This window comes from Prosthecobacter sp. (genome assembly GCF_044226605.1).
Lineage (GTDB): Bacteria > Verrucomicrobiota > Verrucomicrobiia > Verrucomicrobiales > Verrucomicrobiaceae > Prosthecobacter.
The window spans coordinates 25,738-45,460 of sequence record NZ_JBGAGS010000002.1 but is presented as its reverse complement, the minus strand read 5'-3'; the positions used below and the strand labels follow the sequence as shown (position 1 = coordinate 45,460).

Annotated in this window: 13 protein-coding genes; 7 read left to right on the top strand and 6 right to left on the bottom strand. The window is 60.8% G+C overall.

The annotated features are described in order from the left end of the window. Positions 1–6 precede the first annotated feature (6 nt). From ACILSO_RS02330 to ACILSO_RS02310, 5 genes are all read left to right on the top strand, one after another. Positions 7–2,376 (top strand): TonB-dependent receptor, encoded by a 2,370-nt coding sequence (locus ACILSO_RS02330; RefSeq protein WP_395735750.1) that lies wholly within the window; start codon positions 7–9, stop codon positions 2,374–2,376. Between the two features lie 225 nt (positions 2,377–2,601). Beyond that, complete coding sequence (locus tag ACILSO_RS02325) at positions 2,602–4,893, top strand: TonB-dependent receptor (protein ID WP_395735749.1); 2,292 nt, start codon at positions 2,602–2,604, stop codon at positions 4,891–4,893. 134 nt (positions 4,894–5,027) lie between these two features. Then, positions 5,028–5,720, top strand: coding sequence for a Fe2+-dependent dioxygenase (locus ACILSO_RS02320; RefSeq protein WP_395735748.1), 693 nt, complete (start codon positions 5,028–5,030; stop codon positions 5,718–5,720). 6 nt (positions 5,721–5,726) lie between these two features. Continuing rightward, positions 5,727–6,869: a PepSY-associated TM helix domain-containing protein gene (locus ACILSO_RS02315; RefSeq protein WP_395735747.1), complete on the top strand. Its 1,143-nt coding sequence runs from the start codon at positions 5,727–5,729 to the stop codon at positions 6,867–6,869. A gap of 415 nt (positions 6,870–7,284) precedes the next feature. Then, positions 7,285–9,333: a TonB-dependent receptor family protein gene (locus tag ACILSO_RS02310; protein WP_395735746.1), complete on the top strand. Its 2,049-nt coding sequence runs from the start codon at positions 7,285–7,287 to the stop codon at positions 9,331–9,333. 76 nt (positions 9,334–9,409) lie between these two features. On the opposite strand, the gene ACILSO_RS02305 is transcribed toward ACILSO_RS02310, so the two are convergent. Beyond that, positions 9,410–10,888 carry a sialate O-acetylesterase gene (locus ACILSO_RS02305; protein WP_395735745.1) on the bottom strand — a complete coding sequence of 493 codons (1,479 nt, stop codon included), beginning with the start codon at positions 10,886–10,888 and terminating at the stop codon, positions 9,410–9,412. Positions 10,889–10,946: 58 nt separating this feature from the next. On the opposite strand from ACILSO_RS02305, the gene ACILSO_RS02300 reads away from it, so the two are divergent. After that, positions 10,947–11,750 (top strand): hypothetical protein, encoded by an 804-nt coding sequence (locus ACILSO_RS02300; RefSeq protein ID WP_395735744.1) that lies wholly within the window; start codon positions 10,947–10,949, stop codon positions 11,748–11,750. A gap of 5 nt (positions 11,751–11,755) precedes the next feature. Here ACILSO_RS02300 and ACILSO_RS02295 read toward each other — a convergent pair whose 3' ends face one another. From ACILSO_RS02295 to rseP, 5 genes are all read right to left on the bottom strand, one after another. Then, a complete protein-coding gene (locus ACILSO_RS02295; RefSeq protein ID WP_395735743.1) occupies positions 11,756–12,643 on the bottom strand; it encodes a polysaccharide pyruvyl transferase family protein in 888 nt (295 codons plus the stop codon). A gap of 68 nt (positions 12,644–12,711) precedes the next feature. Further along, positions 12,712–14,097, bottom strand: coding sequence for a glycosyltransferase family 4 protein (locus ACILSO_RS02290; protein WP_395735742.1), 1,386 nt, complete (start codon positions 14,095–14,097; stop codon positions 12,712–12,714). A gap of 160 nt (positions 14,098–14,257) precedes the next feature. Continuing rightward, positions 14,258–15,841 carry a serine/threonine-protein kinase gene (locus ACILSO_RS02285; protein WP_395735741.1) on the bottom strand — a complete coding sequence of 528 codons (1,584 nt, stop codon included), beginning with the start codon at positions 15,839–15,841 and terminating at the stop codon, positions 14,258–14,260. An 80-nt stretch (positions 15,842–15,921) separates the two neighbouring features. Next, positions 15,922–17,091 (bottom strand): glycosyltransferase family 4 protein, encoded by a 1,170-nt coding sequence (locus ACILSO_RS02280; RefSeq protein WP_395735740.1) that lies wholly within the window; start codon positions 17,089–17,091, stop codon positions 15,922–15,924. Positions 17,092–17,102: 11 nt separating this feature from the next. Further along, positions 17,103–18,632: an RIP metalloprotease RseP gene (gene rseP, locus ACILSO_RS02275; RefSeq protein ID WP_395735739.1), complete on the bottom strand. Its 1,530-nt coding sequence runs from the start codon at positions 18,630–18,632 to the stop codon at positions 17,103–17,105. Between the two features lie 179 nt (positions 18,633–18,811). Here rseP and ACILSO_RS02270 point away from each other — a divergent pair, with 179 nt between their 5' ends. Then, positions 18,812–19,582 (top strand): DUF3313 family protein, encoded by a 771-nt coding sequence (locus ACILSO_RS02270; RefSeq protein ID WP_395735738.1) that lies wholly within the window; start codon positions 18,812–18,814, stop codon positions 19,580–19,582. The last annotated feature ends 141 nt before the right edge of the window (positions 19,583–19,723 follow it).

Here is a 19,723-nt window from a genome sequence, read left to right as displayed (position 1 = left end):
TCCCTTATGCCAAAGCCCTCCCGTCCGCTCCGCCTTCGCTCCCGCCCACCGGGCGCTGACTCGCTTGCCGTCACCACCCTGCTGTGTGCCGCCGGCAGTCTGGCTGCCCAAAATGCCGCACCAAAACCAGCGGCGGAGCCAGCCAGGCCCAATGCGCAAACCGACCTGGAGGAGGTCGTCGTCGAAGGGCGCGTTTACAATCCCAAGCGGCTGCAGTCGCCGAAGTACACCGAGCCTGTCCGCGACATCCCGGCCACCCTCACGATCATTCCCAGGCAGGTCATCGAAGACCGCGGTGCCTTCACCCTGCGGGACGTGCTGAAAAACACCCCGGGCATCTCCATGCAGGCAGGAGAGGGCGTCAGCACCGGCGGCGCAACCGACGGCCTCTCCATCCGTGGCTTCAGTTCCCGCAGCGACTGGTTTTTGGACGGCATCCGCGACTATGGCAACTACAACCGCGACCCTTGGAACATGGATCAGGTTGAAGTCGCCAAAGGCCCAGCCTCCACCACCATGGGCCGTGGATCCACCGGCGGCTATATCAATACCGTGAGCAAGATGGCAGGGCTCGGCGACTCCGTCCTCACCACGGCGACGGTCGGCACCAACAATCTCTACCGCGGCACGCTGGATGTGAACGAGCAGCTCTCCGCGCATTCCGCCCTCCGCGTCAACGGCATGTACAATTCCAATGACGTCGCCGGGCGTGACAACGTCTTCCAGGGCCGCTACGGCATCGCTTCTTCCCTGGTGTTCGGCATCGGCACGGACACGCGCTTCACGCTGAACTACATGCGCCAGGAGGAGAACAATATGGCGGACTTCGGCATTCCCTACGTGGCCAACGGCACCTACTCCGGGGCCGGTGTGAACCTCGGACCTCTTGTGAACCAGATCCCGCCGGTGGATTACAGCACCTTCTACGGCCGCCGAAACTACGACTTCCAGAAGATTCAGACGGACATCGTCACCGCCATCTTCGAGCATGACTTCTCAAAGACCCTGCGATTCCGCAACACCACACGCTGGGCGCGCAATCACTACGACGCCCGCGTGACTGCTCCGCGCTTCCTGGACACCAATCCAGGGCTGGCAGGCAATCAGTACAACACCACCATCGTGGCTGAGGAGCAGCGGCAGAGAAAGACCAACTCCATCCTGTCCAACCAGTCCCTGCTCAATGCCGACTTTGACACCGGCAAGCTCAAGCACGCCCTCGTGTTCGGTCTGGAGTTCTCCTACGAGCAGCAGCTCTCCGCCCTGCGCGCGGGCGACACCGTGGCCACCCAGTTGTACGATCCCAGCAACGTCGTGCCCCTCTCCTCAGTCGCGGCGGCTTATACCCCCGGCACTCCCGCCCCGGGCAACACCCTCGCGAACCGCACCAATACCATCTTGGGCGTTGGCCCCAGCGATCTCCCTCCTTCGGCCGAGGTGCACCTCTCCACCATTTCGGTGTATCTCATGGACACGCTCAAGCTCGGCAGGCACTGGATGGCCAGTCTGGGCATCCGCTATGACCACATTCACTCCGTGCAGCACGGCTTTTACTACACCGGAGACAACACCATCTTCGGCGGCAGCAACCCCGGCCCCTCCAACAATGACGACGTCTTTACCTGGAAAGGCGCCATCACCTACAAGCCGGTGGACCGCGGCAGCATCTACTTCGGTTACGCCACCTCCTTCAATCCCACGATTGACGGCGGCAATGCCGGCCAGCTCGGCCTGACCACCAACGGCGTCGCGGTTCCGGGTGGCAGCGGGGGCAACACCAGCTTCCAGGGGCTGAATGCTGAAATAAGCAACAGCTACGAACTCGGCACCAAATGGGACGTCGTGCATGAGCGCCTGTCGCTCTCGGCGGCGCTCTTCCGCACGGAGAAGATCAACGCCCGCACCACGAGTGCCAACGTCACTACCAGCAGCGGCGACCTGACCGTGGATGGGGTGGAATTCGGCGTCGCAGGTGCTCTGACCAAGAAATGGCAGGTCTTTGCCGGTGGCACCCACATGGCCAGCTTTGTCCGCAACTCCTCCAACCCCGCTGAAATCGGAAATTCGCTCCCCAATGCCCCCGATTACACCTTCAATCTTTGGACGACCTACAATGTGACAGACAAGTTTCAGGTAGGCGGCGGCACGCAGTACGTCGGCAAGGTCATCGGCTCCTCCTCCAATCCTACCCGCATGGTTTCAGATTACTGGACCACGGACGTGATGCTCAGCTACCGCTTCACCAACAGCTTCAGCATGCGCCTGAACATCTACAACATCGCCGACAATCGCTACATCGAGAGCGTCAGTTCCGTTGGCAGCGCCACTCCTGGACCGGGACGCTCCGCAGCATTGACGGCCAGCATCAGATTCTAGTTCCCATAGGTTGGGGGTTGGAGGTCAATGGGCCTTGGATACACCGCAAAGGTGATCCAAGGCCCATTTTTGTGCCCTCGAAGAGCCTGTTGGGGCATTTCTTATCCCGCCATTGTTTTCAGCAATTGAGGGGTTGACTCAAATTGAAATTGAGACTTAATCGCAACTAGTTAATGAAACAGAATCTCATTATCAATTAGACCCACCCTTTCTTTCCCCGTTCCCATGCTGAATCAAAACGCTCCCTCTTCCCTCCGCCGCCGCTTCCTCAAATCAGGCTCAGAGGCCCTTTCCCTCACCTCCCTGCTTTGCGCAGCAGGCGGCGTGCATGCCCAGAGCGCCGCTCCAGACAAGCTCAAGCCCCAAATTGAGGAGATCCCCACCGAGATGCCCGAGGTCGTCGTCGAAGCGGCAGGCTCGGTTTACAACCCCTCCCGCCTGCAGTCCGCCAAGTACACCGAGCCCCTCCTCGACATCCCGCAGACCATCACGGTCATCCCAAAGGCCGTCATTGAAGACCGCGGTGCTTTCAGCCTGCGCGACGTGTTGAAGAACACCCCCGGCATTTCCATGCAGGCCGGCGAGGGCGGCGCCGTCTCCGGAGACAACCTCTCCATCCGCGGTTTCAGCGCCCGCAGCGACGTCTACCTCGACGGTTTGCGCGACTACGCCAACTACAACCGCGATCCCTTCAACACCGAGCAGGTCGAAATCACTAAAGGCCCCTCCTCCTCCACCACCGGCCGAGGCTCCACCGGCGGTTCCATCAATACGGTCAGCAAGATGGCCAATCTGACCGATTCCATCCTGACCACGCTCAGCGTCGGCACCAGCAACCTCTACCGTGGCACGCTCGATGTGAACGAAAAGCTCTCTGCACACACCGCATTCCGTCTCAATGGCATGTACCACACGGCGGACACTCCCGGCCGTGACAACGTCTCCATGGAGCGCTACGGCATCGGCGCCTCCCTCGGCACCGGCTTGGGCACCGACACACGCTTCACGCTGAACTATCAGCGCCTGGAGGAGAGCAACATCCCCGACTACGGCCTGCCCTGGATCCCCAACAACGGTACCTTCAGCGGCAGTGGCGCCGGGCTTACCAACTACGTCAACCAGGCTCCTCCCGGAGTGAGTTTCAACACCTTCTACGGACTTCCCGGCGTGGACTATGAAAAGATCCAGACCGACCACTTCACCGCCATCTTGGAGCACGATTTCACGCCGGACATCCGCCTGCGAAATGCCACCCGCTACTCGCGCAGCCACCGCGACTCCGTCAGCACCGCCCCGCGTCTGCGCGACGTCGGCGCAGCAGCGGGCAGCCAGTACACCACGATCCTGAACCGTCAGCTGCAGCGCCGCCAGCAGTTCACCGACATGTTTGGCAATCAGACCAACCTCGTGGCCAGCTTCGAAACCGGCAAGATCAAGCATGCGCTCGTCACCGGCATGGAATTTTATCTTGAGCACCAGCAGAATGCCAACGTCGCCGGCATTTCCACCCTCACAGATTTGTACAACACGGGCCTCAATCTCCCCCCTGGCGCCTTCCCTCCGGCCAATGCACAGGACATCGCCAGTACCTACCCCGGCCTCCCGCTCGCGACCGAGGCCTACCTCTACACCTGTTCCGCTTATTTGTTCGACACCCTGAAGTTCGGCAAACACTGGGAGGTCAGCGCCGGCCTTCGCTATGACCACATGTATGCCACGGTCAGCGGACCGGGCGGTTCCTCGGTCGGCAGATTCTCGAACTCGGATGACCTCTTCAGCTACAAGGCCGCGCTCATCTACAAACCCGTGCGCCAGGGCACCATCTACTTCGGCTACGGTACCTCCTTCAATCCCACCATCGACGGTGCCTCCGGTGCGGGCCTGGGCCTTACCACAGGCAATACCGTGAACAACGCCAGCTCGGCAGGCCTCAATCCCGAGCAGACCGCCACCTATGAACTCGGCACCAAGTGGGATGTGGCCAAAGAACGCCTCTCGCTGACGGCCGCTCTCTTCCGCACGGAAAAAACCAACGCCCGCACCACAGACGCATCTGGCATCACCACTGTGGGAGGAGACCAGCTGGTGCAGGGCATCGAGTTCAGCATGACTGGAAACATCACCAAGAACTGGCAGATCTTCGCCGGCTATGCCGTCATGGAGAGCAAGACCAAGGCCTCCACCACGGCGGGCACCGTGGGTCAGTCCCTCTCCAACGCACCACCCCAGACCTTCAATCTCTGGACCACCTACACCCTCCTGGAGAAGACTCAGTTCGGCTTTGGCCCCACCTACATGGCCTCACGCACCAGCAGCGACTCCGCCACCGGAGCCCGCACCGCCCCCGGCTACTGGACCATGGACGCCATGATCAGCCACAAGTTCAGCGATAAATTCAGCCTGCGCCTGAACATCTACAACCTCGCCAATGAACGCTACATCGGCAGCGTCGGTGGAGGTCAGTTTGTCCCCGGCCCCGGCCGCTCCGCCGCCCTCACCGCCAGCATCAAATTCTAATCTCCGGCAATCCTCCTCGGGGCGGCAAGCGATCTCTCAAATCTCCCTTGTGGACGTTTTCTGTCCCTCCCTTTGGATTGCCTCACAGGCTTGTTGACCCTTCTCCTCCTTCCCTCCACCCATCCTCTCTCCCCATGCTTATCGCTATTCCCGACGTTCTCACCCCTGAGCAAGTCGCTCACGCCCGCAAGCTCCTCGACGCTGCCGAGTGGGTCGATGGCAAGGGCACCGCCGGCTACCAGTCCGCCAAGGCCAAGGACAACATGCAGCTTCCCACGGACAGCCTCGCCGGGCGGGAACTCGCCGAGATGATCCTCTCCGCGCTCTCCAAAAATGCGCTCTTCAACGCTGCGGCGCTTCCGCTGCAGATTTTCCCGCCGCTCTTCAATCGATACTCCGGCGGCCAGTCCTTCGGCACGCATGTGGACAATGCCATCCGCATTCACCCCACGGCTCCCGTGCGCATCCGCACCGACCTCAGCGCCACTCTCTTCTTCGCCGGCCCCGAGGAGTATGACGGTGGCGAACTGTGCATCGAGGACACGTACGGCGTGCAGCGCGTGAAGCTGCCCCCCGGCCACATGGTGCTCTATCCTTCCACCAGCCTCCACCACGTCACTCCCGTGACACGCGGCGCTCGCATCTGCTCCTTCTTCTGGCTGCAGAGCATGATCCGCGAAGACAGCAAACGCTCCCTGCTCTTTGATCTGGATCTCTCCATCCAGCGCCTCGGCCGCGATCTCAAAAACAACCCCGTGGGCGAGCAGACGGCCGTGCAGCTCACCGGCGTGTACCACAATCTGCTGCGCCAGTGGGCGGAAATGTAATCTCCTGTGAAGCCCACCTTTCATCGTCTCATTTTCTGGGGCCATCTCATCATCGGCCTCGTCGCGGGCCTGGTCATTCTCTCAATGGCGGTTACCGGCCTCATGATCTCCTATGAACCGCAGCTCATGGACTGGGCCAATCGCGACCTGCGCATCACTCCAGGTGCGGCACATCTGGATGTGGAATCGTTGCTGGCCAAGGTGCGCGAAACCAAGCCGGACCTGCAGCCCGGCGGCATCACCTGGAAGGCAGACCCCGCCATGCCGGTGACGCTCACGCTGGGGAAAAATGAGGTCTTCTTCGCCAATCCTTACACGGGCGAATTCCTTGGCGAAGGCCGTCGCGCCTGGCGCGATTTCTTCCACGCCGCCACCGACTGGCACCGCTTCCTCACCGGCACTGGCATTCCCAAGGAAACCGGAAAAGCCATCACCGGCGCCTCCTGTCTCATCTTCAGCCTCCTGCTCATCTCCGGCATTTACCTCTGGTGGCCGCGCCACTGGCGCTGGGCCAATGTCCGCGCCGTCATTCTTTTCAACACCAAGCTCCGCGACCGCGCGCGCAACTGGAACTGGCACAACGTCTTCGGTTTCTGGAGCGCCTTCCCCCTGCTTTGCATCATCCTCACCGGCCTCATCATGTCCTACAGTTGGGCGAACAATCTGCTCTTCACCCTCACGGGCACCGAGCCGCCAGCTCAGCGTCAGGCAGGAGGGGGCAAGCGCGAAAGCTCTCCCGCAGCGTCAGCATCTCCGCTCGCCGGACTCGGGCCTCTCCTCGCACAAGCACGCCAGAAGATTCCAGACTGGACCACCCTCAGCCTGCGCATGCCACAGAAACCCGGCGATCCCTTCCCCCTCATGGTCGATCGCGGAGGACGCGGTCAGGTGCATCTGCGCACCATGCTGAACCTCGATGCAGCACAGGGAAAGGTCCTCCCGAGCCCCGACGACATCCAGCAGCAAAACCTCGGCCGTCGTCTGCGCATGTACGCCCGATTCCTCCACACCGGCGAACTCTTTGGCATCATCGGCCAGACCATCGCCGCCCTGAGCACCCTCGCCGCCTCCATCCTCGTCTATACCGGCTTCGCCCTCGCCTTCCGCCGCTTCTTCCCCAAGCGCAGCCATTCAGAACCTGGCTCATGATTTGATCCTATTGGGTAGGCCCCCTTCCCTGCGGACCGCGGCAAAGGGTGTTGCCGCCCTCCACAGCGATATCCCTTCCTCGCCGAAAGAGCGAAGCCGGAATGCGGAGCTCAGATTAGGAGCATCGCCACGGAGCCGCACCTTCCACGCGTGGCGCGCTCGCGTCGACAGCTCGGAGAGGCTTGAAGAATGAAACGCAAGAAATGGTTGTTGACTTGCAATTGCGACTCAGTCGCAGAAAAGCCTTGCATGCATAGGCAAACCACTCACTATTCGGTCCGCTGCGACAGAATCTCAATATCAATTTTTAATGAAGCCAACTGCCCCTTCCCATTTCCCCCGCGCTACTGGTGTCGCTCTAGCTGCCGTTGCCCTCCTTTTCCTTGCCTTAGCTTCCCATGCTCGATCCCAAAGCGTGCGCAATCCAGCAAGCAAACCAAGTCCGGAGATCGTCACCGAACTGCCAAACATGGTTATCACCGCAGAGGCGGCAGCGGAACCTCAGGTCATCATTCCTTACCTGCCACCGGTTGAAGGCACCAAGATCTATGCAGGCAAGAAAGCGAGTTCCTTGAACATCCAGGCGCTCCCTGAGGTGCAGGCGAACAACTACAGCCAGGCCTTTGCCATGACGCCCGGCCTGATCACTGCCGAAGAAAGCACTCCGCTGGTAAGCCTGGGTTATCGTGGGATTGGGTCGCCAGATCGCGCGCAGTATTTCATGATGCTGCAGGATGGCATCCCCATTGCCGCCGACCCTCAAGGTTACCCTGAGTCCTACTGGACCCCGCCCCTGGAGTCCACCCAGCGCATTGATTTCGTCCGTGGCGGCGCCTCCCTTCTCTACGGCCCGCAGCCGGCCGGTGCCATGAACTACGTCTCATCCATGCCACGCACGGACCGCCTCTTTGGCATGCAGACCAAGCACATCTTTGGCAGCAATGACCTCTACTCCACCTTCACCTCCATCGACGGCAGTGCTGGCAAGTGGAGCTGGTACGGCTGGTTCAACCACCGCTCCGGCACCGGTTTCCGCGGAGCCAACAGCGATTTCAATGTCGACGGCGGCCGCCTGAAACTCATCTACCAGCAGGCCACCGACACACGCTGGATCTTTTCCCTCGATGCCGGCTCTGACCGCCATGGCGAACCCGGCGGCCTGACGGCAGTAGCCTACAACGCCGATCGCAATCAAACCGTGCGCCTCACCGACCGCTTCCACCTCAGCCGCGTCGTCGCCAGTGCCGAGCTCCAGCACAAGTTTTCCAGCAAAACCGAACTCAGCGTGAAAACCTGGGCCGGCGCCTATGACCGCTGGAGCAACCGTCAGACGGGCGGATTTGGCACCGTTACCGCCCCAACGACGGCCATTCAGCACCAGCAGTTCTACAACTGGGGCATCGAGCCCCGCATCCGCCACGACTACGAGCTCTGGGGCGGCGAGCACTCCCTGGCCGCAGGCATGCAGTTCTACATGTGCCACTCTCCGCGCAAGGATGCCACGGGAGCCTATCCGACGGACAACATCGGCACCGTCAACACCGTCGCCGCCCGTGATGTGATCTACGGCTCCGTCTTCCTGGAAAACAAGTTCACCTTCGGCCGCCTCACCATCACGCCCGGCTTCCGCATGGAGTTGATCAATCAAAACATCACCGTCAAAAACATCGGCGTCGTCAACACCCAGCGCGATGCCAGCAAATTCGACAAGCAGCCGCTCTTCGGCCTCGGCCTCTCCTACGATCTCGGCAACCAGACTGCCGTCTATGCCAACATCTCCCAGAGCTACCGTGCCACCACCTTCGGCCAGTCGCTCATCCCCGCAGCGGGTGGCACGGCCAGCGACGTCGCCCCATCTCAGGGCTGGAGCTATGAACTCGGTCTCCGCGGCAATCCCAAACCTTGGTTCGCCTACGACACCTCCTTCTTCCTCGTGGATCTCGATGACAAAATCGGCACCGCCGGCGTGAACATCCAGAGCGTCGGCCGCAGCATCAACTACGGCTGGGAAGGTGCCGCGCAGTTCGATGTCATCGGCGGCCTCGATGCCCTGAACGGCACCCATCGCGGCGACCGCCTCGGCGCACTCAATCTCTATGGCAACATCTCCCTGCTCGAAGCCCGTCTCTCCGGCGGCGTGAACGACGGCGGCACCCCGCAGTACGCACCGCCCTACATCATCCGCACCGGTGCCATCTACAAACGCAAGAGCGGCCTGAAAATCGCCTTCCTCGGCACCCTGATGGCCCGCCACAATGGCACCGACAACGCCGACGCCCGTTTCGACATTCCCGCCTACACCACCTGGGATCTCACCACCGAAGTCCCCATCAACAAAAACTTCTCCGTCATGGCCGGCCTCAACAACGTCTTCGACAAGCACTACTACTCCCTCGTCAACAGCAGCGGCATCATCCCCGCCTATGGCCGCAACTTTTACGTCGGCGGCAGCCTGAAATTTTGATCTGAATTAGGTTGGATCAACTCCCTGCGGGGCGCGGAAGTGGTGTTCCGGCCTCGCAGGGACATTCATTCTCGCCTCATTTCCGAAACGGAGACGCCGGAATGCCCGCGCCATTGAAGAGAGTCGCCACGGGATTGTCCTTCCAGGCGTAACGCACCTGCTTTGGTTCCGAGACGGCTTTGCTGGAAACGATGACCGTTTCACCCTCGATCTTCGCGTCCGCCTTCTGCCACTGGCCATCTGCCCCGGCGATTTCAAACTCGGCAAGCTCGCCCTTTGCGGTCAATCCCTTGGCATGGGTGAAGGTCAGCACATAGGCGCCGTTTTTCACCGTGGCTTTGTCAATCAGGGGGCCCGAGGTGTCGGCCACGTCCTTGTGATACACCGCACCCAGCGCCCACTGCGCCAGGCGGCGGCCGACTTCCTGCTTGTTCGTTGGGTGAATGTTCCGCGGCATGCCGATGTCGAGTGTGATGGCCATGCCGCTGTTGGGAATGGTGCTCAGGGCGTTGAGCATCTGCTCGCGCACAATCGGCCAGCCTTCGCCTTCGCGGGTAAAATTCGGCAGCTGCACCCAGGCGAAGGGAAACTCATCATTCCAGCGGGTGCGCCAGTCCTTGGCCAGAAGTGTGAGCTGCGCCTGGTAAAACGGAGGCTTGGCGCCGTTGGTATTGGCTTCGCCCTGATACCAGATGGCACCACGAATCGCGTAAGGAATGAGCGGTGAGATTTTTCCATTGAAGAGGCCGCCGACATTTCCTTTGCGCTGACGGGTTTCGAGCGGATCACGCGGCTTTCGTGGAGCTGCCTTGCCCTCCTCTTTGGCCTTCTTTGCCTCCTCAGCCCACTTCTTCACCTGCCGCTCGTAAGCCGCTTTTACCTTTGCCTCGTCAAATTCCGCATTCTCCTTCTTCACAGCTTCAAAGAAAGGCTTCAGCTCCGCGCTCGCATGCTGCGCCTCGGGGCTGATCCAAGATTCGATCGGAGTGCCGCCCACCGAAGAGTTGATGAGACCCAGCGGCTGCTTGAACTCCTGGTAAAGATTGCGCCCAAAGAAGTACAAGGTGGCGGAAAAGCGCCCCACCGTGTCTGGCGAGCAAAGCACCCAGCTGCCCTTTCCTTCCGTCTGCGCCGTGCTGGAAGCGGGACTGCTTTCGGTAAAGACTCGGATCAGCGGTGTGTTCGCCGCCGCCTTGCTGCCCTCATAGTCATCGGCGCCCTGCACCTGCAGCCCCATGTTGGACTGTCCGGAGCCGAGCCACACCTCGCCGATCAGCACGTCCTGGATCGTCTTGTCGCCAATGGTCAGCGTCTGCGGTTCCGCAGTCACCTTCAGCGCATCCAGCTTGAGCGACCACTTGCCGCTCGCATCGGCCTTGGCTGTCTTTTTCTGCCCGGCGATGGCGACGGTGACTTCTGCGTTGGCATCGGCTGTGCCCCAGACAGGCACGGGCTTGCCGCTTTGCAGCACCATGTGATCAGAGAAAATGGCAGGCAGCGTGACGGCCGCCTGAGAGGAAAGGGAGAGCAGCAGGAAGGAAGCAAGGATCTTCATGGGAGGTTGGAGTGAGATGCGGCTTGTCAACGTCATGACCCGCACGTTTGATACAACAATGAAGGTAGCACTTTATGGAGCCGGCCTCGGCGATGTCATCCGTGTCTGTTATGAAAGCATCAGCTACCGTACCCTCAGCGAAACCACCGAACCGGTCCCGGTCATCGTGGCTTCACACAACCCATTCGCGATGGAGATCTTCCGGCACCATCGCAATGCCAAAAACTTCATCCTCTACGATCTGGCGCACAAGTACGAGGAGTTCCTGGCTGCAGGACTGCGCGGCCCGGACATCAACCGTGAGCTTTGCCAGTTCGCCGGCCTGGACTATGCCAGCCTCATCCGCGGCAGTGCGAACGGCCACGTCCCCGTGTTTGATGCGCCGGATGACATCGCATCGACCGGCCACATCGTCTTTCAGCCTTTTGCCGGCAATGCCTCCTACCGCTCTCTCCCGCCGGAGTTGATCGAAAAGACGGTGCAGATGCTGCGCAGCCTGCCCTTTCAAATCTTCATCGTTACGCGCAGCTACCTGCGGCCCGGCGGCGGTGGAAAGGTCATTCACGGCGATGAAGACGCGCGCTGTTTTGCCGGCGGCAACATCACCGTGCTCGACGGCCTCACGGTGCCCGCCACCCTCAACCTCGTCAAAACATGCCGCGCCTACATCGGCAGCTGGTCCAGCCTGCAGCAGGCGGCCTGGTTTGAGCACAAGCCCGTGGCGGTTTTTTATCCCGTAAACTACCACGATGTGGTGCAGCGCACGGGCTATGCTTTCGGGATGGACCGCGAGAACACCCTCGGCCGCGAATTCCCCCAGGTGGACACTGCGGAGGTGGCCGGCTTCCTGCAGCGCTGGTGAATCCTTCAGCCGCGGATGAAACGCCGCAGCACCTGCAAGTGGCCTGCGGCGTCAGCCATGGGTACGGCGAAGTCCTCATGCCGCAGCTTATAGGGCACGTCCTCCGGTGTGATAAACGGCACCCGGCTGCTGCGAGCGAATACCATGCCGTGGTAGCGCCCGGTGATGACGAGGCGGGACGCGGCAATCTGCCGCCAGGCCGCCTCCGGACCGCATCCTGCGCTGATCCGCGCCTCAGGAAACCGCTTCACCACCTCCTCCAGCATCCACCCATCATCCACCTGCGCCCCCATGCTCAGCCACGTCACTGGAGCATCACTCGCGGCAAGCTGGCGCAGGTAGTGGGCCATGAGTACGTTGCACGGATTGACGAGCCCCGCCGGCACAATAGTCACACCTTCAGGCTTCTCTATGGCATCAACCGAAGGGCGATACAGGTAGGCCGCATCAGGCAGAAAAATCGCATCTGTTCTGCCGCTGATCTCCTCCGCAATGCGCACACATTCGCGCGATCGCAGCGTGATGAACGAAGCTTTCTGCAAATAGGGCACCCACGGTTTGAGTGCCACCGCATAAGCCGCGTCCCGATGCACCTCAAACTGAAATCCACAGGATAGAAATCCCCACGGAATTCCCCGCTCAAGCGCCGCGTCCATGTAAAACCTCATGCAGCGCAGATGCGGCGACTCAGCGTCTTCCGGCTCCGCGCCCACATTGTGCAGCAGTCCCCCGCCACCCACGACGAGCAGACCAACATCCTCCGGCAGGCTGCCCGGCAGGTCAGAATTGTAAAACACCAGCTCGTGCTCTGGTAGGTGCTGCGCAAAGACCAGCGGATAGGTGTCGTCTCCGACATTCCCGTAACCCGAAGCTCCAACGAACGCGATTTTCATGAACGGGAATGGCTGGACGAGATCCGCTGATCAAGCCGGCATTGCATGGCTGCGGAGGCGCCACACCATCAGCGGCATTCCATGGTTTTGCGTCTCGATGCACGAGCCGGCGCCGCCAGCAGCGCCTGAAACTGACGCGCCACATTTTCCCAGCGAAATGCAGCGCCGCGCACATGCTCCAGTCCTTGAGCCGCCAGCAGGCCGCGCGCCGCCTTGCTTTGGTACAGCCCGTGCAGCGCGCTCACGAACGGGGCTTCATCCACTAGCGCACCCTGCGTGTTGATTTCAGGATGGATGAGTGTGCGCGAGCACGGAACTTTCACCGCCGTCACCGCCCACTCTCCAAGCGCGGATGAGTCTGGCACGATCTGCGGAATGCCGCAGGCCATCCCTTCCATCGTGGTCAGGCCCCAGCCCTCTCCCAGAGTGGTCGTCATCTGGATGTCCAGCGCTTGGTAAATGGATTTCAGCTTCCCGGCGTCCTCCATCGCGCGGATGTCTTCCGGACCGGTGAGGATGAGCCTGTCCTCGACACCATAGCAGGCGGCCACCCGCCGCAGGTCCCACCCGGTGTCCTTCTGCGCGCAATGCAGCAGCAGGTGGGCATTCCCTATGCGGTGCTGCTTGATCCATGCGGCGAAGATCTGGATCGTCAGATCAAGGCGTTTGCGCGGCTGGTTGCGGTTCACATTTCCCACGATGTAGGCGTCTGCAGGAAGCTTCAGCCCCAGGGACCGGCGAGCGGCGTTGCGGTCACCCGGCTCAAACTTGCTCGTTTCAATGCCATGCGGAATGACGTGACGCCGGCCCGCGAACCCGGCGGCGCAGGCTTCGCGATATCCGAAACCCGTGTACCACACCGCGGCGTGCAGCTTGTTCAAATCCGCCATGTCGGCAGGGTCCAGATTGCCGCCATCCACCGGCATGTAGCCGATCATTTTCAGCCCGGCGGGAGCCAGTCTGGCAAATTGCGCAACATTCCACCAGTCATTGTTAATGATCACCGCCGCAGGATCAAACTCGGCGCAAAGATGCTGAAAGCGGTTCATGCCCCACATGTCCCCGCCCTGGCATGCGGGCATTACGTCATAGGGCAGCTCATGCGCCGAGCCGTCGTAGTTCACCCCGGAGACAGTCACCTCCCAGTCATTCCGCAGATGATGCAAAACGGAATGTGTCACGGTGGCGAAGCCTGTGGGCACGAGTGCATCGCCGATCCAAAGCAGACGTGGCTTGTGCCGTTTGCCGCGTGCAGGGTTCGCGGGCGCCGCCACTTTTCTGCGGTGGGTGGACTCCACCGCCGGCACGCTGCTTTTGGCCGTTACACCGCTTGCCAATACCATCACCGGAGCTTCGCCCCGCCAGGCCGCCGGGGATTTGCTTGAGATCGCCGCCGGCTTGCTCTGGGCCGTGGTCCGGGCCCGGGCTCTGAGCTTGCTGACTGCCGCGCTCATTTTTTTCCGTCCTGGCTTCTGAACCAATGCAGAGCCTTGGGCCTTGGACGCTCTCTTCATGGAAGTCTTGCCACGGGCATGGGCATTTCCTCTCGGGTGTTTGGCTCGGGTGGTCTGATGGGGCATGTCGGGTTGGGATGATGGGGCTTCCGGCTTCTCGCTAATCCGTGTCTATGACCGTGCACTCTGGCAGCAGCGTGCGCAGTTCCGCGGCGATGAAGGCGTCCACTGGGAGCTGAGAGCCGCCGATGCGCAGCAGAGTCAGTTTTTTGCATGAGGCCAGGTATGGGATCGCATCACGCGTGACCGAGGGGCTCGCCATCAGGTCCAGATTGCTCACCGTCTCCAGGGTGGCCAGATGCTTAAGGGCGGAGGCAGGCAGGGCAATGCCACGCAGGTTGAGGTTCAGAACCGTGCCGGCCTCACGAATGTGCGTCACCAGTGTCTCCAGGGAGGCCTCATCAGGAATCGGTCTTGAAGACATGCCCACACGCCAGATCGTATAGGGGCCGGAGGGCAGCATGCGGGCATTGTAGATGTCTGCTTCGCCACCCATGGGCTTGGCGGTGCTGCGCGGCGTCTGAACGTTCACCCATCCGCCATGATCAAACACCCACTGCGCCAGCTTCACCTGCGCTGGGGCTGCTGCCACAGGCTCGGCCTTTCTTTTCTGCTCTCCACCCGGTTCCGTCGTCGTGAGACCGTCTGCGGGCCAGATGGCGAAAAGGCCCGCCCCCGCAAGAATCACCGCCGCAGCCATCCATGCCAGCCGGCGTTTTCGCGGTCCATGCGTAGGGATCCGCAGCGTGAGCGCATCCGTGGGGATCCCCTCGCTGCCGCCACCAGCTCCGGCATTTTCATTGCGCATGGGGCGCCGGAAGTTCTTCCAGCTGTCGCTTTTTTCGAAAAGCTTTTCCAGCACCTGCGTCATGTCCCTCACATGCTGGTAGCGTTTCTCCGGGTTGTTTTGCATCGCCTTGCTGACGACTGCGTCAATCCCTTTGTCCGCACCGGACCGGATGGACGGCGGCTCCCAGATGCCCTTGGGCACATGGCCGGTGAACAGCTCATAAATCATCACCCCCAGCGAGTAGATGTCCGCTCGGTGGTCGATGTTCTTGCTCTGATCGAGTGCTTCAGGCGCGATGTAATCGGGCGTGCCGAGTGTCATGCCGGTGGCTGTGTAATCGACCGTCTGCGGCCCCACAACCTTCGCCAGTCCAAAGTCCGCCACCTTCACGTTGCCCCGTTCATCCAGGAGGATGTTCGCCGGCTTGATGTCCCGGTGCACGATGCCACGCTCGTGCGCAAACTGCAGCGCCTCACAAACCTGCGTGATGATCTTGAGGATCTGCTTCGGCTCGGGTGGATTGCGCTTCAGCAGGTGCTGCAAGTCCATTCCCGAGACGTACTCCATGACATAGTACATCTGGCCGTCCGCCGTTTCGCCAAAGTCATGCACGGCGATGATGTGCGGATGATTGAGCTGAGCAAGGGCGTGGGCTTCGCGCCTGAAACGCTCGGCAAAGCTTTCCTTGTTCCGATGCACCAGAGGCAGCAGCTTCACCGCCACGGGGCGGTTGAGGCTCTTCTGCACCGCCTTGTAAACCGCGCCCATGCCGCCGCGCTCGATGAACTCAACAAACTGGTAGCCGGAGATCAAAGCGTCCAGTTCCGCCGTGGATGGAGGAATAAAAGGCTCGAATTGAATGGCTTCCCCGCCGTTGTCAGGCAATTGAGGCATGGGGAAGATTTAAGAACCAAGCAGCACTTTTAGCAAGGCCCCAAGCGGCATCCGGCCAAAAAATCACTAGAAAGACAGGATTATGCCGCCCGATACGCCGCCAGCAGCTGCTCCACGCTGCGCTCCCAGTTCAGGTCCTGAGTGAGGCGGGCATGCCCGGCGGCCCCCAGTCTTTTGCGGCGGGGCTCGTCATCCAGAAGCTGCAGAATGGCATCCCCGAGCTGTGCCGCGGAGTTTTCCATCACATACTCTGCCCCATCTCCCGCTGAAAAGCGGCCCTCCACTGTGCCAAACATCACCATGGGTCTGGCGAAGGCCATGTATTCCAGCACCTTGTTCATGGTGCAGTGGTCATTGTAGGCATTGATGGGATCGCAGGCCGCCCCCAGGTCGATGCTGCGCAGGGCGCGGCACAGAAACTCGTCGCTCACCCGCCCGGGCATGCTCACGCAGTCCTGCAGCCCCAGGCGGTCGCGCAAGGCCAGCAGTTCCGCATGTTCCGGCCCAGAACCCATGAGCAGAAACTGCACATCCTTGCGCCCACGGTTCTTCACGATGTGCTCCGCTGCCTGCACCAGATAGTCCACGCCATCGGCGTTTCCCATCACGCCAATGTAGCCCACCAGGTATTTTTTCCCAGCGCGCAGAGAGTCGTCCACCGGCGCGCTGGTGTTCATCCTGCTCGGCGCGGTGCGCACCACAAAGGCGCGGTCATCACGCAGCTTCCCGCGCCGTTTCACCGCGCTCAGCACGCTTTGATTGGTGGCGATCACCACATCCGCCAGCGCCAGCGTGCAACGCTCTGCCATGCGCACCGCCCAGTACATGATCCCCCGTCGGCCGAACTTGGCTTCAAACATTTCCGGCCACAGATCATGCACGTCAAAGATGACTTTCACTCCGGCCAGCAGCTTGAACGGCAGCGCCACCAGAAACAGCAGATCCGGCGGGTTGCACAAATGGATCACGTCAAATCCACCCCGCCTCCACGCCTTCACCGCACACCAGAATTCGCCCCACAGGGCGGAGGCGTATTCGGTGATGAACCCGCCTAGGCTTCCCGCCTCCCCGCTGATCCAGTGCCGGTAGATTTGAATGCCTTCCAGCACCTCCTCCGCCTGCGTGTAACCACGCATCTGCGGACAGATCACCGTCACCTCATGCCCGGCATCTCTCAGCGCACAGGCCTCCTGCCACACCCGCCGGTCGAAGGGAACGGGCAGGTTCTCGACGAGGATGAGGACGCGCATGGGCGGCTGCGTTAGGCTCCGGCAGGCTTGGCGGCGCGCTGCTCCTTGGGCAGCCACTCATCCTTCACAGGCAGGCCGTCCGTGGTGAACTTCTTCATTTCCGGGTTCGGCTTGGCTCCGCCAAAAATATCTCCCGTGTCCTTGAGCGTGACGAAGATGATGAAGCCAAAAAGCATCAAGGCGCAGGCGCTCTGCACATACTCCAGCAGGCGGCCCTGCGGCGGCTTCCGGCGGATCGCCTCGGCGATCGCCATGGTGATATGTCCGCCGTCCAGCACGGGGAAGGGCATCATGTTCAGAATGGCCAGGTTGATGTTGAACACCACGCTGAACCACAGCACCAGCCGCCAGCCGTCTGGATGCTGAAAGAGCTTGTAGTAGAGACGGCCCACACCCACCGGGCCGCTCATGTGCGCGGGGCTGAGGTCCGACTTCGGAGAGACGAGCTTGGAAACCAGGTTGCCCATGTGCCTCACGGCATCGCTGATCTGCTCGTAAGGAGTTGGTTTGGTCGGCTCAAGCTTGCCGTCGTTGTCCCACTCGATGCCGATCATGAGCTTGGGGGTGACTCGGTTGGTTTTGTCCGGAAAGCGCGGAAGAATGTTCAGCTTCATCGGCTTTTCATTTCGCACGATGCTGAGCGTGATCTCCTTGTTCGGATGGGCCTCGATGTAATCCGCCAGGTCGGCAATGCTGCGCAGCGGCGTGTCGTCTGCATGCGTCACAAAATCATTCGTCTTGATGCCGACTTCATCCGCGGGCGTGTTTTTGATGACACGGGCCACCATCGGCGTCATCTGGCCTTCCAGCCCCACCGAACGCAGGTCTGGCCGTTTGAAAATGGAGTGCCACCACGAAACAGGCTCGGTTTTCTTATCTTCCTTCGGCCAGGCCTTGGGATCGACTTCGAATTTCAGCACCCCCTGGCCGGGACGCTCCACTTCAAAAGGGATCTTGTCCCCCTCGCTGGCCACCACGCCCCAGCGCACGCTGTCCACCAGCCCCTCAAAACGCTTCACCGGCTGGCCGTCCACAGTCAGAATCTTGTCGCCGGAAAGAATCCCTGCCGCCTTGGCCGGGCTGTCCTTTTCCACATGCCCCACGATCGTCGTCGTATGGGACTCGCTCTGCGGCTTGCCCACCTGCCAGACGGCCACGGCGAAGGTGCAGGCCAGCAGGAAGCTGAACAGCGGACCGGCAAACGCCACGATCGCCTTGTCCAGCGGCGTGATGGGCGGCAGCACTTCCTTGCTTGCCTCCCCTTCGAGCCCGCCCATGGGCGCCATCTGCGGCAGCGCCACAAAGCCACCCGCAGGAATACAGCCGAGTCCATATTCGACGCCGTTGATGGTCTTCTTCCAGAGAGGCTTGCCAAACCAGATGTAGAACTTGTCCACCCTCAGACCGCGCCAGCGTGCCGCCAGGAAATGCCCCCACTCGTGGACCACAATCATGAGGTTGAAGACGAAAATCACCTCCAGGATGAGGATGATGAAACGGAGAATTTCACCGAAGGTGCCAAGTGAGGAAAGCCATGCCATAAAGGAGGAAGGAAAAGGTCGGACGGTGTGCGGCGGGATTGCCGACCAACGCGCGACTAGAACGGAAAGCTAACACCCCCCCATGGCTGGCGCAAATGCTGCGGGGAAGTTTGTGTCGGGTATGAATAATGAAATATTTGCCAGCCGCGATTCTCAGACGTATCCCAACCCCTGCCCAAATGGTTACTCGTTTCACTCTCTGTCTGCTCCTCCCGTGGATGATGATGTCCTGCCGCACCGCCAAAAGCGTGGTGGCCGCCGTCGATGTCAAGCCCACGGGACTTCTGCCACATGGCACAGAACTAAAGGAAAACCGTAAGCGCTCGCCGTTCATCGGCAACTGGTGGACCACCGACAAAAAGGTTCTGCAAGCCGCCGAGAAGGTGAAATCCCTCTACATCGCCCCGGTCGTCTCCGATGAACTGCGGCCCATGAAGCAGAAGTTTACGCTGATGGAGTTCAGCAACAAACGGCGTGACGCGAAAATGAAGGGCCTCCTCACCTACGCGCACAACAAGTTCGAGCGTGCCTTCAAGTCGGACAAGAAGGCCCGTTACACCATTGTGGACGCAGCTTCCAAGGATGCCATGACGCTCCAGCTCTCCATCATCGAGTGGGAGCCGAACACCTATTCAGGTCTGGTCGTGCGGGAAGCTGTGGATCTGGTGACGCTGCCCATGGTGGGCGGCAGTGTGCTGGGCAAGCCCTCTCGCGGCACCATCGCCATCCAGGGCGTTCTCACCGAACCGAAAACAGGCAAGTCCGTCTTTGAATTTGCCGACAAAGAGGAGGCCAAAACTTTGTTCTTCTTTTTCCCTCAGGAACTTTTCCCCACCGGTCAGGCCAAGTTCGCCATTCGCGAATGGGCGCAGCAGTTTGAGAAGCTCATGAGCACTCCTTCGGACCATCAGGTGAAGGACAGCCTGCCTTTCCAAGTGATTGGATTTTAAGATAAGTGAAGATTTCTAGAGTGGCTCGCCCATAAAAATCAGAGCCACTCGACTACGGCGAAATTATACCCGTGCGCCACGGAGGTTTCCTTATTGCCAGAGCGGGGAAGTTCGTGTGCTAATCCAGCGGTTCTCCCGCCC

Excerpts from the sequence above, each read along its gene's own strand:
- ACILSO_RS02330 (WP_395735750.1), top strand. The coding sequence starts at position 7 with ATGCCAAAGCCCTCCCGTCCGCTCCGCCTTCGCTCCCGCCCACCGGGC.
- ACILSO_RS02325 (WP_395735749.1), top strand. The coding sequence starts at position 2,602 with ATGCTGAATCAAAACGCTCCCTCTTCCCTCCGCCGCCGCTTCCTCAAA.
- ACILSO_RS02320 (WP_395735748.1), top strand. The coding sequence starts at position 5,028 with ATGCTTATCGCTATTCCCGACGTTCTCACCCCTGAGCAAGTCGCTCAC.
- ACILSO_RS02305 (WP_395735745.1), bottom strand. The coding sequence starts at position 10,888 with ATGAAGATCCTTGCTTCCTTCCTGCTGCTCTCCCTTTCCTCTCAGGCG.
- ACILSO_RS02300 (WP_395735744.1), top strand. The coding sequence starts at position 10,947 with ATGAAGGTAGCACTTTATGGAGCCGGCCTCGGCGATGTCATCCGTGTC.
- ACILSO_RS02295 (WP_395735743.1), bottom strand. The coding sequence starts at position 12,643 with ATGAAAATCGCGTTCGTTGGAGCTTCGGGTTACGGGAATGTCGGAGAC.
- ACILSO_RS02290 (WP_395735742.1), bottom strand. The coding sequence starts at position 14,097 with ATGAGCGCGGCAGTCAGCAAGCTCAGAGCCCGGGCCCGGACCACGGCC.
- ACILSO_RS02285 (WP_395735741.1), bottom strand. The coding sequence starts at position 15,841 with ATGCCTCAATTGCCTGACAACGGCGGGGAAGCCATTCAATTCGAGCCT.
- ACILSO_RS02280 (WP_395735740.1), bottom strand. The coding sequence starts at position 17,091 with ATGCGCGTCCTCATCCTCGTCGAGAACCTGCCCGTTCCCTTCGACCGG.
- rseP (WP_395735739.1), bottom strand. The coding sequence starts at position 18,632 with ATGGCATGGCTTTCCTCACTTGGCACCTTCGGTGAAATTCTCCGTTTC.
- ACILSO_RS02270 (WP_395735738.1), top strand. The coding sequence starts at position 18,812 with ATGGTTACTCGTTTCACTCTCTGTCTGCTCCTCCCGTGGATGATGATG.